This window comes from Clostridium sp. Marseille-Q2269, assembly GCF_943736985.1.
Lineage (GTDB): Bacteria > Bacillota > Clostridia > Clostridiales > Clostridiaceae > Clostridium_F.
This window is the reverse complement of sequence record NZ_CALSFS010000020.1, coordinates 1-14,762: the sequence shown is the minus strand read 5'-3', so window position 1 is coordinate 14,762 and position 14,762 is coordinate 1. Positions and strand designations below refer to the sequence as shown.

The 14,762-nt window shown below is 26.6% G+C and carries 12 protein-coding genes; 2 read left to right on the top strand and 10 right to left on the bottom strand.

Features of this window, described 5'->3' with window-relative positions:
* Positions 1–64: 64 nt before the first annotated feature.
* From NGI68_RS16155 to NGI68_RS16130, 6 genes are all read right to left on the bottom strand, one after another.
* Positions 65–2,419 carry an ATP-dependent DNA helicase gene (locus NGI68_RS16155; protein ID WP_251862472.1) on the bottom strand — a complete coding sequence of 785 codons (2,355 nt, stop codon included), beginning with the start codon at positions 2,417–2,419 and terminating at the stop codon, positions 65–67.
* Between the two features lie 123 nt (positions 2,420–2,542).
* A complete protein-coding gene (locus NGI68_RS16150; protein WP_251862471.1) occupies positions 2,543–4,516 on the bottom strand; it encodes an FtsX-like permease family protein in 1,974 nt (657 codons plus the stop codon).
* Between the two features lie 39 nt (positions 4,517–4,555).
* Positions 4,556–5,296, bottom strand: a complete 741-nt coding sequence (locus NGI68_RS16145) for an ABC transporter ATP-binding protein (protein ID WP_251862470.1) — start codon at positions 5,294–5,296, stop codon at positions 4,556–4,558.
* Positions 5,297–5,484: 188 nt separating this feature from the next.
* Positions 5,485–6,534, bottom strand: a complete 1,050-nt coding sequence (locus NGI68_RS16140; RefSeq protein ID WP_251862469.1) for a sensor histidine kinase — start codon at positions 6,532–6,534, stop codon at positions 5,485–5,487.
* Positions 6,535–6,555: 21 nt separating this feature from the next.
* Positions 6,556–7,230: a response regulator transcription factor gene (locus NGI68_RS16135; protein WP_286010128.1), complete on the bottom strand. Its 675-nt coding sequence runs from the start codon at positions 7,228–7,230 to the stop codon at positions 6,556–6,558.
* Between the two features lie 45 nt (positions 7,231–7,275).
* A complete protein-coding gene (locus NGI68_RS16130; RefSeq protein WP_251862467.1) occupies positions 7,276–8,232 on the bottom strand; it encodes an alpha/beta hydrolase in 957 nt (318 codons plus the stop codon).
* A 262-nt stretch (positions 8,233–8,494) separates the two neighbouring features.
* Between NGI68_RS16130 and NGI68_RS16125 the strand changes: the two genes are divergently transcribed.
* Positions 8,495–10,897, top strand: coding sequence for an SH3 domain-containing protein (locus NGI68_RS16125; protein WP_251862466.1), 2,403 nt, complete (start codon positions 8,495–8,497; stop codon positions 10,895–10,897).
* Between the two features lie 138 nt (positions 10,898–11,035).
* Here NGI68_RS16125 and NGI68_RS16120 read toward each other — a convergent pair whose 3' ends face one another.
* Together NGI68_RS16120 and ymfI are read right to left on the bottom strand one after the other, a co-directional pair.
* Positions 11,036–11,971 carry a response regulator gene (locus NGI68_RS16120; protein WP_251862465.1) on the bottom strand — a complete coding sequence of 312 codons (936 nt, stop codon included), beginning with the start codon at positions 11,969–11,971 and terminating at the stop codon, positions 11,036–11,038.
* 244 nt (positions 11,972–12,215) lie between these two features.
* Entirely contained in the window at positions 12,216–12,959 is a 744-nt protein-coding gene (gene ymfI / locus NGI68_RS16115; RefSeq protein WP_251862512.1) for an elongation factor P 5-aminopentanone reductase, read from the bottom strand.
* Positions 12,960–13,302: 343 nt separating this feature from the next.
* On the opposite strand from ymfI, the gene tpx reads away from it, so the two are divergent.
* On the top strand, positions 13,303–13,797 hold the full coding sequence (gene tpx, locus NGI68_RS16110) for a thiol peroxidase (RefSeq protein WP_251862464.1): 495 nt from the start codon (positions 13,303–13,305) through the stop codon (positions 13,795–13,797).
* Between the two features lie 98 nt (positions 13,798–13,895).
* On the opposite strand, the gene NGI68_RS16105 is transcribed toward tpx, so the two are convergent.
* Together NGI68_RS16105 and trmB are read right to left on the bottom strand one after the other, a co-directional pair.
* Positions 13,896–14,159: a DUF3892 domain-containing protein gene (locus tag NGI68_RS16105; RefSeq protein WP_251862463.1), complete on the bottom strand. Its 264-nt coding sequence runs from the start codon at positions 14,157–14,159 to the stop codon at positions 13,896–13,898.
* A 226-nt stretch (positions 14,160–14,385) separates the two neighbouring features.
* On the bottom strand, positions 14,386–14,762 hold a 377-nt coding region (gene trmB / locus NGI68_RS16100; protein WP_251862462.1), incomplete at its 5' end, for a tRNA (guanosine(46)-N7)-methyltransferase TrmB.

The window sequence follows — 14,762 nt, the reverse complement described above, 5'->3', positions numbered from 1 at the left end:
AATATATTTTTAATTATAATATCTTTAAAGGCTATTATTAATAAAAAATATCACTAATGAATTTTTAATCCCAAAAATTTTTTAATATCTTCTCTAAGTCTTTCTCGTTTTTCACATTAATATTAGGAAACCAATGCTTAGGAAATAATTTTTTATAAGAATTACTATTAAATCTTTCATCAATTAATAATATTATTCCCCTATCTTTCTCCGTCCTAATTACTCTTCCCCCAGCCTGCATAACTTTAGTCATCCCTGGATAAATATATGAATATTCAAAACCAGACTTCTCTTTGTCATCATAATAATTTTTTATTAAATTTCTTTCCACACATATTTGTGGTAATCCAACTCCCACAATTATAGCTCCTATTATTTTATCACCTGTTAAATCTATACCTTCAGAAAAAATACCTCCTAATACACAAAATCCTATTGTATTTTCTCTTTCTTTGTCAAATTTCTTTATAAATTGTTCTCTTTCTTTGTCGTCCATAGAAGAATTTTGAACTATTATATTTTCTTCTGGATACTTTTCCTTATACAATAAACATACTTCATTCATATATTTATAAGATGGGAAAAACACCATGTAATTTCCCTTTTTTATTTTGCACACTGTATTTATATAATTACAAATATCATCATAACTTTTACATCTATTTTTATATTTTGTAGATATATTATTTCCTATCAAAATCCTATGATTTTCTATTGAAAATGGAGAATTTAATTTTAAAATATAATCTTCATTCTCTCCACCTAAAACTTCTCTAAAATATTTTGTAGGAGACAGCGTTCCAGAAAAAAATATACTAGACTTTGACTTTTTCAAAGTTTCATTTAATAATTTTGAAGTATCTATAGCAAAAAGCTTAATTAAAAAATCCCCATTATACTCTTCCCCATAAGTTATATAATTCTCCCCATACATATCACATATCTTTAAAAAGTATAGAGCTTCAAAATAAAAATTTAGAAGTTCATCATTCATTTGAAAACTTCCTCTCATCATAAGAATCTCAATCTCTGATGTAAAATTACTTAATAATATCTGTAATTTTTCTGGTTTCTCTTTGTTCATATAATAATTATCTACTTCATATAATTTCTTTATATCCAAAAGTTCTTTATTTATTTTGCCTAAAGTTCTATATAAACTCTTATTTTTATCTTTTATAGACTTTCTTACATTTAAAACACTCTCTTTTGATATAGTAGAAGAAAACATTTCTCTTGATCTATCCAACAAATTATGAGCCTCATCTATTAGTAATACAAAATCTCCTTTTCCTTCTGAAAAAAATCTTCTTAAATACACCCTTGGATCAAATGCATAATTATAATCACAAATTATTCCATCACACCATAAGCTTATGTCTAAAGAAAATTCAAATGGGCAAACCTTATGCCTTAAAGAATATTTTTTAATAACCTCTTCATCTATAATATTTTCATTATTCAAAATATCTAATATAGATTCATTTATCCTATCAAAGTGTCCCTTGGCAAATTCACATTTATCTGGATTACATTTCAGCTCATCATTAAGACAGATTTTCTCCTTAGAAATTAAAGTAATAACTTTAAAAGAAATATTCTTATCTATTATATTTTTAAAATTACTTAATACAAAATCTCTTGTGGTATTCTTTGCAGTTAAGTAAAAAATTTTATCTATTTTCTCTTCTCCTATAGCCTTTATACTAGGAAATATAGTAGAAATAGTTTTACCTATTCCTGTTGGAGCTTCTATAAATATATTTTTATTTTCACTTATAGTTTTATAAACAGATACAGCTAATTTTCTTTGTCCTTCTCTATATTCTTTAAATGGGAAGACCAATGATTTAATCTGTTTATTCCTTTTCTTTTTAAATTTAATATTAAAATTCATAAACACATAGTATTTATGTATAACATCATAAAAAAACTCTTTTAATTCATCAAATTCAAAACTTTTATCTATACTTTTTATATTTTCATTTCTAATGTTATAATAAGTTAACTTTATATTTATTGTTTTAATATTGTTTTCTTTAGAATAAATAAATCCATAACATTTAGCTTGAGCCCAATGTAATAAATTATCTTCTATTTCATCTAAGCTTCTAGTTGTAGTTTTTATTTCTTCTATGGTAACAGAATTATTTTCTATAATAATTCCATCAGCTCTTCCCTCTATATTAAATAAAAAATCTTTATACTCTACTGCATATTTTAATAAAACTTCTTTTTCATATTTCATCATAAGTAATGGAGTAGAACTTTCCATTCTCATTTTTTGTATTTTTTTATGTGCCTTTATTCCTTCTTGAGCTCTACTTCCTCCTAAATATCCAATATCAATATCTCCGCTTCTCAATATAAACTCTATAAGATTTCTAACGGATATATTTACTTCTCCTATGATCTCCATGCAAATCAACCTTTTCAATATAATTTATTAATACAAATTATATCATAACTTTCTAATAATTAACTTCATATAGTAAATTTATATTAAAATCAATAATAAACTTATTTTTTAATTGTAATGTTCTTAAAGACTCCAACTATTAATTTGCTTTACATACATCCATTTAGCAAATAAATAATATATGATTTGCAAAATTAAATATATTCCTCCAATGAGCATAAAATATTTTGTATGCAAAAGGCCTATAGATTTAACAGCAAATGCTGCATGAAGAGTTGCTACTATAAGTGGTAAAAAGAACATTATAAAACTTTGAATACTGACAATCTTTTTTATTTCCTCCTGTGTAACGCCTATCTTTCTTAGTCCTATAAAATCTTGTTTATCTTTCTGAACTTCATTAAACATCTTAAAATATAATATACTTCCTGTTGCAATAAAGAATATCATTGCAATAAAAGTTCCTATAAATAAGATTACAGATAACATTTGCATAAGCCCTGCTGCACTTGTTACTCTTTCATTAAAGAAAGATTCTTGCCCTTTATTGACTGAGTTTTTTATCTCTTTTACTGCATTAACAGCTTTTAAATTATGCTTTATATTGTATCCATAATAATTATATTTATTATTGTCTGAACCATCATTCCATAATCTCTTAAAATCACCATTATTAATAACTATAGTATTGGTACTTTTCTCATCAGTATTTATAATTCCACCCTTTACACCATATGATACACTAAAATTTTTCATTTTGCCTTCAATATTTAACTTTAAGTTTTCCTCATTTTTAAAAGGATACTCTGTTTTTTGATTTAGTAAACCATCAGAAAAATCATATACATATATTACTGCTTCTCCATTTTTTATATTTACAGGATTCTTATTATATTGTTTTGCTAGTTCATTAAAACTATCTTCTGATATTATATTAAAGTCAACTTTGTTAACTCTCATGCCGTAATTATGTTTTTTATTATTTTGGTTCATTAACTTATTATTTTTTGCTTTTATTATATTTACTTTATTTTTATATTTTATATCAAATTTATGTTTTCCTAGTATTTCTTCAACTTTTCCATCAGCTATAACTTTATGAGAATTCACACCTTGTTCCATAACTCCTATATCCTGAGGACAATTTTGTTCCATGGAAGATAGACTTACCTTTTGAAGAGAATAAACTGATATAGCTGATGCTAAAGTAATTCCACTAAGTATAGAAGTTATAAATAATACCTTAGCATTATCTTTTAATTTGTATATAATTTGAGATAATGTTATTAGATTTATACCTTTATAATAAACTTTTTTATTATGTTGAAGCTTATTTGTAAAATACACACTAAATTGAGAAAATAGTAATTTAGTTCCTATTATTACAACTATAAGTATAGGTATCATTGTAATTATAATAGCGGTTCCAGATAATACACCTACAACATATCCAGAAATTATAAGTAATATTGAAAGCATAGATTTTATTTTAGAAAATTTTGGTATTGTTTTAGGTATTCTTTCCCCTTTTAATAGTTGTGCAATATTATTGTTCTTTATTTTAAAACTTGTAACGAAACTAATTGCATTAAGAAGTATTAAAAAGCTTATTGCCGTTACTTTTATAGCTTTACTTGATATTAAAAATGGAATTTCCAAATTAAAATTTAATATTGAAGATACAGCCATAAAAAACAATTTTGAAAACAGAATTCCAAATAATAATCCTGTAATAATAGAAGCAATTGAAATTGTTATATTTTCAAACATAACATATCTTCTTATTTGTGCTTTAGTTAAACCAAACATGGATAAAAGTCCAAATTCTTTTTCTCTATACTTCAAGAAGTTAGATATGGAATAAGTTGAAAATACAAACGTGAAAATTACAATTACAATTTCACACAGAAACATTAACCTGCTGGCAGTTTGACTCATAATCTTATCAGCTACATTCCCACTACCAACCCCTGGATTATATATAAAATTAGCAAACATAAAAAATATAGTTACAACTATTACATTACTTAAATAATACATAATGTATTTATTTAGATTTCCTTTAATATTTTTAATAGCTATATTATTAATTGTCATCTCAATCCTCCTATAATGTATAATTATTTGATCTACTTCCTATAATGAAAGAGAGTCCATAATTTCTTTAAAAAATGCCTGTCTATTTCCCCCATTCACAATTTCTAAAAAGTATTTTCCGTCTTTTATCATAATTATTCTTTTGCAAAAACTTGCAGAAAAAGGATCATGTGTAACCATCATTATTGTTGCCTTTTTCTCATTATTTAGATTTGTCAAAGTTTCCATAACATCCTGTGAAGCTTTTGAATCTAAGTTTCCTGTAGGCTCATCTGCCAAAATTATAGAAGGATTATGAATAAGCGCTCTGGCACAAGCTGCCCTTTGCTGCTGTCCTCCTGAAATTTCATATGGTTTTTTATTTAAAATATCTTTTATATTTAAAAGAGTTGTAATTTCATCTAATTTTTTTTCTATTCCATGTACATGAGCCTTTTCTAGTATAAGTGGTAATATTATATTTTCTTTAACAGATAAAGAATCTAATAAATTAAAATCTTGAAATATAAATCCTAGCTCTTTTCTTCTAAAAATAGCTATTTTTTTCTCATCCAATTTTGTAGGATTAGTACCATTTATAAATAATTCTCCTGATGTAGGAGTATCTATAGTTGCCATTATATTTAATAATGTAGTCTTGCCACTACCAGATGGCCCCATTACTCCAACAAATTCTCCCTTTTCAATTTCTAAACTAAACTTATCTAGAGCTTTAAATTTCATTCCACCTTTTTTTCCACCATATATTTTAGTTATATTTTCAACTTTTAAAATTGACATATTAAAAACCTCCGTCTCATATCTTTCTCAATTACTATGCTTTTATTATAAAAAAATTAGAGAAATCGTGCTATCGATTTCTCTTTCATTTACAATATAAATCTTACAATTTTGAAAGATTATATTTTAAACATGTTCTTAACTTCTCTTTGTACTCTTAATAAAAGACAATCACTTAATTAGAAAGATTATATTTTAAATATATTTTTACCTTTATAAAAAACAATATAAAATGTTGTTCCTTTTCCCTGTTCTGATTCAACATATAATTCATTTCCAAGTTCACTGCAAATACGTTTAGCTAAATACATTCCCATACCTGTGGACTCTGATGTTTTTCTACCATTTTTCCCTGTGAAAAAAGCATTAAAAACTCGGTCTAAATCTTCCTTTGGTATACCAATACCATTGTCTTCTATACTTACAATTATCTTTTGTGAATGTTTTTTTATATTAAAATTTATTATTTTTTTATTTTTTTCTGTTACAGTAGTATATTTTATTGCATTAATTACAATTTGATTTACAACAAAGTAAATCCACTTTTTATCTGTCTGAACAAAAGCACTTTCACCTATTATTTGTGGAAATATTTTATGCTTAATAAGCAATTTTTTATTGTCATTTATAACTTTTCTTAAAATTATTAATATATCTATATGATCTACATTGAAATCATAGTTAAATTCATTTATTCTTGCATTATACAGCATAATATTAAGACCCTGTGATATTTTTTCATTTTCTTCATCAATACTATCAAAAACTTCCTTAAGTTCAGATGTGTTTTCTTCCTGAAGTATTAAATTAATTACAGATACAGGAGTTTTCATCTGATGTACCCATTGGTTTATAAAATTTGAATACTGGTTTTGAATATCTTCATACTTATAAACCCTATTTTTATAGGACTTATGTATCTTTATTAATAGATCTTCCAAAACTTCTTGTTCTATAGTTTTAACATTTCCTACACTTACAATATCATCTATTATATCTTCTGAATTTAAAGCCTTATTAATACCATTATAGAAGCCCTTTACCTTTAAATAATCATATATGATAAATATAATAAATATTATTGTAGCAATAAGATATGCATACAATATGTTTGCTATAGGAACTTGTATTAATTTTATGGATAACGTTAAATACATTATTATAATAGATAAAGATATGCCTACAAAATACACTATTATATAAGCTATCCTGTCTTTTAGAAAATCTATAAATCTCACCTTGCTCACCCACTTTTAAATTTACCAATTCTTCATAAACATATATCCTTGTCCTCGTTTTGTTTCTATAGCATTAATAATACCCACTTCCTCTAGTCTTTTTCTAAGTCTTGTAACATTAACAGAAAGAGTGTTATCATCAATAAAATTCGTATCGCTCCAAAGAATTTCAAGTAAAGCATCTCTTGAAACAATTTTATTTATATTTTTTGTAAGACATAATAAAAGAGAAAATTCATTTTTGCTAAGTTCAACTTTTTTACCTTTGAACTCTAGTGAATTCTTATTTGTATATAAAATCAACTCATCAATTCTTACAAAATCTATGTCACCTTTCGAATAACTCCCATATACTCTTCTTAATACACTTTTTATCTTTGCCAATAATACATCATATGAAAAAGGCTTTGTTATAAAGTCGTCGCCCCCATTATCTATTGCCATAACTTGATCCATGTCTGAATCTCTAGCAGATACAAAAATTATAGGTACTTTTGAATGAACTCTTATATTGCTACACCAATAGAATCCATCAAAAAAAGGAAGATTTATATCCATTAAAACAAGATCTGGCATACTCTCTAGAAACTCGTCCTTTATATTTGAGAAATCTTTAATTAGAAATGTATTATATCCGTATTTTTCTAAATGATTTTTTATAAGATTAGCTATTTTTTTATCGTCTTCTATGATCATAATACTGTACAAAATCACCACAACCTTAATATCTATTCTATTTTTTTATAATCCCTTATTTATTTTATAAAACTTGTATTTATCTTCAATCCAATCCAACAAATCCTTAAACACTTCTTTTCTATTTATTTCATTTAAAATTTCATGTCTACCATCTTTATATAATTTATACTTTACATCTTCTACGTCTATATTTTTATAAAAATTATATAAATTCAATATGCCCTTACCAAAGTTTCCTACAGGATCTTTATCTCCTGACACTATTAGTATAGGTACATCTTTAGGTATATTGCTTTTATTCTCCTCTTTCCATATAGATTTTAGTCCTTTAAAAAAATCATGAAAAAATGATGTAGGGAAAACTGTTCCACAGTATTTATTATCTATGTATTTATCAACTTCTTTATTATCTCTACTCAACCAATCAAATTCTGTTCTATTAGGTCTAAATCTTTTATTGAACCCTCCAAAAGATAAGTTGTTTAAAAGATTACTTTTATGTTCTCTTCCTCTAAATCTCATTTCTAATTTAGATATTAAAATTGCTAGATTTAATATTGAGCCTTGATTACCATTGGTCCCTACTAATATAACTCCTTGAAGTTCTTTTCCATATAGTTGTATATATCTTTGGCTTATAAAGGATCCCATACTATGTCCCAATAAAAATACAGGCAATCCCTTATTCTCATACTTTATTTTACTATTTAATGTGTGTACATCCTCCACCATAGACATAAATCCATCTTCTTCTCCCAAATACCCCAATCTATCTATGCTTAATGCACTTTTACCATGGCCTCTATGATCATTAGCATACACTATATATCCATTATCATTTAAATATGCAGCAAACCTTTCATATCTACTAGCAGTTTCCGCCATGCCATGGGCTATCTGTATAACACCTTTTATGTGCTTTTTATTTTCCGGCTCCCATTTATATACATTTATCTTTACATTTTCTCTACCTTGAAATGAAAAACAACTACTATTCATACGAGCCTCCTTAAAATTTTTATAATAATTAAGCTTTAATCTACAATAATTATACACTATTGAATTTATGAAATAAATACCAGTAACAATCTCCCTTATTTAAAAATATTTAATAATATATTAAATATTTTTTGAGTTTTTTACCATAATATGTTATATTAATCTTAAATCTTATGTTATTTCTTTATATACTATAATAAATTTGTGAAAATTAACGATAAATATAAGTAAACACAAATTAAATATGAAGGGAGGATTTTCTTTGAACAAATCAAGAAAGGCTTTTGCTACTTGTGCTGTGTCCGCCGCCTTATTAGGCCAAAACATCTTATTTTCTCAAAATATTGTAGATGCTAGCAGTATGAATCCTAATATAAGTAGTAGTGCATACAATTCCAACAATATATTCACTCAATGTGGATATAAAGGACAATGTACCTGGTTTACCTATGGAAGAGTTTTAGAAAAATTAGGTACAAAACTTCCAAGCCAATTCTATGGTAATGCTATAGATTGGTGGTATTCTAATATAAAATATGGAATATTTTCCTATGATTCACAACCTAGAGCTAATTCTATAATAGTATGGAGTGGCGGTCCAAAAGGATTTGGACATGTTGGTTTTGTAGAAAAAGTTGTAGGAGACACTATTTATTATAATGAAGGAAATGTTGAGAAAAGAGGATATTATGATGGTTATGTAAAAACCATATCTAAACAAGCTATAAAAAATAGGGGTAACTTATTTTTAAAAGGCTACATCTATGTTGGTGGCAACCCAGGTAGTAATTCAAGTAACTCTAACAATAATAACAATAACTATAATATCATAAAAACATCTAAGGTTTCTTGTTCAAGCCTTAATGTTAGAAACAATCCATCTTTGTCTTCGTCTATCATAGGTGGAGTTTCAAAAAACCAAACTGTTTCTATAATAAGTGAAAGCAATGGTTGGTCTAAAATAAAATATAGCTCTGGTATTGGTTATGTAAGTTCTAAATATTTATCTGGTGGTACTAGTAGTTCTTCCAATAATGGTGGGCCTTCTGGCAATTCCGGTTCTTCTAGCAATGAAACTGTACAACCAGGTTTTGTTAAACTATCTAATACAAATTCATCATTAAATGTTAGAAATTCAGGAAGTCTATCTGCCAGTATAATAGGTTCCCTTAAGCATGGATCTTCTGTATCAATATTAGGTAAAACTGGATCATGGTATAAGATTAAATATGGTTCAAAAATTGGTTACGTAAATTCAGATTATATTTCATCAAACAACAGCTCTAAAACTACCATTAGTACTAAAACTAATCCTACTAGTAGCTCTAATGTAACTGTAACTGGTAAAGGAACTGTAAAACTATCTGATACAAGTTCTGCATTGAACTTTAGAACTGGCCCAAGCCTATCATCTAGCATATCAGGAAGTCTTTCTAATGGAGCTTCTGTTGACATACTAGAGAAAACTGGTTCTTGGTATAAAGTTAGATATGGTTCAAAAATTGGTTATGTAAGTGGCCAATATATAACAACTTCCAAAGCTTCAACTACTAGTGTTAAACCTCCAGTAACCAATAAAAGATTTGGCACTGTACATTTATTAGATAAATATTCTACTTTAAATGTAAGAAAAAATGCTGGTACAAATAGTAGTGTAATTTCATCCTTAGGCTATGGAAGTAAAGTAGAGATATTATCCTCTTCTGGAGATTGGTACAAAATAAAATTCAATAACACTACAGGTTACGTATATAGCAAATACTTAACAGATACATCAAAAAAAGTTATGGAATCTAACCAAGGTGTTGGTAAAAATACTGATAGCCAAGTAGTTCGCATTAAACCAGAAAACAAAAAAAGATTAGCTAGTGCAGAATCCAAAGAAATCGAGCAAAAAATAGCGGCTAATAATTTAAAAGATCAACAAAGAAAAGAAGCTGAAGAAAAAGCTGAAAAACAAGCCTCTCAAAGAAGAGAAGTAGAAAGATTAGCAATTCAAAAACAACAAACTAAAAGACAACAAACTGAAAATCAAGAAGCTTCAAAACAAGTAGCTGTAAAACATGAAGTTAAAAAACAAGACACTGAAAAACAAGAAGCAGCAAAACAACAAACTGAAAGAGAAGCAGCTCAAAGAAAAGAAGCAGAAAGACAACAGGCTGAAAAAGAAGCGGCTCAAAGAAGAGAAGCAGCAAGACAACAAGCTGAAAGAGAAGCGACTCAAAGAAGAGAAGCAGCAAGACAACAAGCTGAAAGAGAAGGGGCTCAAAGAAGAGAAGCGGCAAGACAACAAGCTGAAAGAGAAGCCCAAAAAAAGGTAGCACCATCAACACACGGAAATGTAGTATCTTATGCTATGCAGTTTAAGGGTACTCCTTATGTTTGGGGTGGAACTACACCAAAAGGATTTGATTGTTCAGGATTTGTACAATATGTGTATAGAAATGCTGCTGGTATACAATTAGCCAGAGATACTTATGGACAAGTTAATGAAGGAGTTGCAGTTTCACGTGATCAATTGCAACCTGGTGATTTGGTATTCCCAAGTGATCACCATGTAGGCATATATATAGGTGGAGGCCAAATGATACATTCTCCAAAAAGCGGTGACGTAGTAAAAATATCTTCTATATGGAGCTTTTATGCAGGAAGACGAATAAGATAATAAATAATTTTTTATATAAACCAGCTTATAAATTTATTTATACTCTCTAAGAAATAAACTTTAGGAAAATAATTTTCCTAAAGTTTATTTCTTATTGTTTGTTTACACATAATTCATTGGTATTATCAAATATAAAAATTATTTTATATTTTCTCTCATTTTATTCATAAGCTTATTCAAAAGTTCTTCTGCATTATCTCCATCCTCTGGATATGTTACATTTCCATATTCCACATGATATCCTGATAATTGAGGATATATTAAAGAAAGCACATTATATTTTTCTTCTATTCTTTTTTTCATCTCTTCTACACTTTTCTCATTGCAATTTGGCAATACAGTTACAAAGGTTAAAAAACCATGTTTAGTTATAAAATTTGGAGATTTAAAAATATCCTTTATTCCCTTATAAAAAACATTTGTAAGGGTTATATAACTTTCCTTTATATCTATTTTTTCTTCTTCATCTGTATTTTTTATAAGAGTAAATACAATAGAAGAAATCTTTGTATTATCTTTTTTAGCTATATTTAACTCGTCAAGGAAATAAATTTGAAATTCTTGTGGTAATTCTTTTTCCCTATCATCTAAATGTATAGATTCCTTCTTCTTAATAAGCTCCTCTTTATTCTGTACAACATTTACAGAATCCTCATTAGTATGTATTTCTATAGTTTTATTTTCTTTTAATTCTTCTTTATCAGATTTACTTTCTTTTATAGTCTTAAGTATTCTATCTAATAAAATTCTATTATCGAAAGGCTTTAATATATAGTCTGAAATCCCTTCTCTTATTACCTTTGCAAAAGCATCCCTGGTATTAACCTTAGTTAATATAACTATAGGAATATCTATGTTTCTCTCTCTTATTCTTTCTATAACTTCAAATCCATCTTCTCTAATTAAGCCAACTTCTAATATTATTAAATCTATGTTATCTTTTTTTTCATAAAGCTTATTAAAAAATTCAAAAGAAGTAGAAGCCTCATAAACTCTTATATCTTTTTTTTCTAAAAGCTCTTTAACTCTATATCGCATATAGCTCATATCATCTAATATTATAATATTTTGCACATCTATCACTCTCATACCTTAAATTATTTTTTATAATTGATAATTTTTACACTATCTTCAATATGCCCTTATTATATTTAATTCAGGAATATCATAATTGTTAAATTTTAAGTATTTAGAATTCTTATACTATATATAATCATTTCTATAAATTTTAATAAATTCTTATAATACTCAGTTAGAGAGCTATTTCTAATAATACAACTCCACCTGAACCTAAGAACCTTTTCATATGTATTTCTAACTAACACATAGCTCCATCTATTGTTATAATTTGTCCATTTATATATGAAGAATCTTTACTACTTAAAAATGCTACAACCTTACCTACTTCTTCACCTTCGCCTAATCTCATAAGTGGAATTTCATTTTTAAGGTTATCTAAATCTTCTTCACAAATACAACTATTCATATCTGTATTTATAACTCCAGGGGCTACAGCATTTACCCTTATGTTATTGGGACCAAGTTCTTTAGCCAGCGCCTTTGTAAAAGCATTTATTCCTCCTTTTGAAGCTGAATAAATAACTTCACAAGATGCACCTACGTTTCCCCACATAGATGATACATTTATAATAGTTCCCTCTCCCTTATCAAACATATACTTAACTACATTGTGACTACAATTGAATACGCCTTTTAAATTTGTATTAACTATATTATTCCAATCATTTTCATCCATATCTATAAACAAACCTATCTTAGCTATACCTGCATTGTTAACTAAAATATCTATCTTGCCAAATTTACTTATTGCAAATTCCATTAATTCTTTTGAACTATTATAATTTGAAACATCTGCCTTGTATATGTAGCCATATCCCCCTAAATCTTTAATTAGCTTTAAAGTTTTTATGGCATCTTCTTCATTTTTATTATAATTTATAATTACATTAGCTCCAACTCTTGTAAGTTCTAAAGCTATACTTTTCCCAATACCTCTAGAACCACCTGTAACTATTGCTACTTTTCCTGTTAAATTCACTATATAGTCCCTCCTTTAATTATCTATTAAATCCACCAATTCTTTAGTGTAATTTTAAATTTAATTAAATATTATTTTTTTATCATTGTATTTATAACATATCTTTATCTTAATTTTATATAATTTATAATACTAAAAACGTCCTCAAATCAACCTATTAATTACATTATTTATTAAATTTATATTAACATTAAGTTCTTTTGCTGGCAAATCTATAATATACTATAAATGTTTTCCGATTATTTTAAAAACTTGAAAAATTTATTGCAATATAAAAAATTTTATGATATTATATTGTTATAGATATTGACTATTATTTAATATATATTATTTTGAGGTGATATAAATGGAAATAAAATTCATGGGAAATACTATGACTCTAGAAGGAAACGAGATAAAAGTTGGAGATACAGCACCAGACTTTACTGCTATAGACAATAATATGAACCCAGTTTCTTTAAAGGATACTAAAGGAGTAAGAATCCTTTCTGTAGTACCTTCTTTAGATACTCCAGTTTGTGATTTAGAAACAAAAACCTTTAACTCAAAAGCTTCTGAGATTGCAAATTTAACTATTTATACTATATCAATGGATTTACCTTTTGCCCAAGCTAGATGGTGCGGAACCAATGGAGTAACTAATGTTATAACTTTATCTGATTTTAAAGATAGATTAGTTGGTAAAAATTATGGCACATATATAAAAGAACTAGGTTTATTAACAAGAGCTATATTTGTAATTGATAGTAACAATAAAGTAACTTTTGTTGAATATGTTCCTGAAGTTACAGATCAGCCTAACTTTGATAAGATATTAGAAGCCGCTAAAAATGCTAAATAACATAAACTAAATCATATTTATGCATTTATATATAAAAACAGGTATTTCTTAGTTTATAGAAATACCTGTTTTTATATTATTTTAAAAAGTTCTAAATTTTATTTAAAGGAATTTTCTTTTATATTTGGTAGACTTTGAAGATCTATTCCACCAGTTCTTTCTGGTATACCATGTAAATATTGCTCTCCGTTTTTAGCTGTGCCTATAACAACATCATTTATTTCCCCTTCTGCCGCTCTCTCTATTGCCTGTTCTTTGGTTAATACTTCTCCATTATTTAGTTTATAACCAGTTACAGCATCATTTTCATCTTTTACTAATGCCACTATGTCCTTACCAAAATTATTGCTACCACCAATCATAATAACACCTCCAATTAAGGATATGTTATTATGTTCCCCAATAAAGATTTATTTATCTATACCCAAAATAAATTTGTTTAATAAATTTGTACCATTAATTTTAATTTTTGTATTAAATTTTTTTACAAATTATTTTTATTGGTATAAATACTTTTATTATAATATACGTTGTTATTATCTTAAGTTTAAAAAAATCTTATAATATAACTATTTCATTATTAATATGTTATATTAATTTAGCCTTTAAAAACATTATCTTCATTCCCATAGATTGAAATTTCGTTTCATATTCTGTTTTTATATTCTCTTTAAAGTCACTGTTATGAAGATCATATGTTATGTATTGTATATTAAATCCACTTTCCTTAAAATATTCTTGTGAATCATTAAAAAGATCTGTATCATCGGTTTTAAACCATATTTCAGTATTTGGCTTTAAAAACTTTTTGTATTCTGTTAATAATTTTGTATGTGTTAATCTTCTTTTATTATGTCTTTCTTTTGGCCAAGGATTACAGAAATTTATATATACCTTACTTATTTCATTTTTTTCAAATACATCTGCTATTCCCGTTATGTTCATTGTAATAAATTTTACATTTT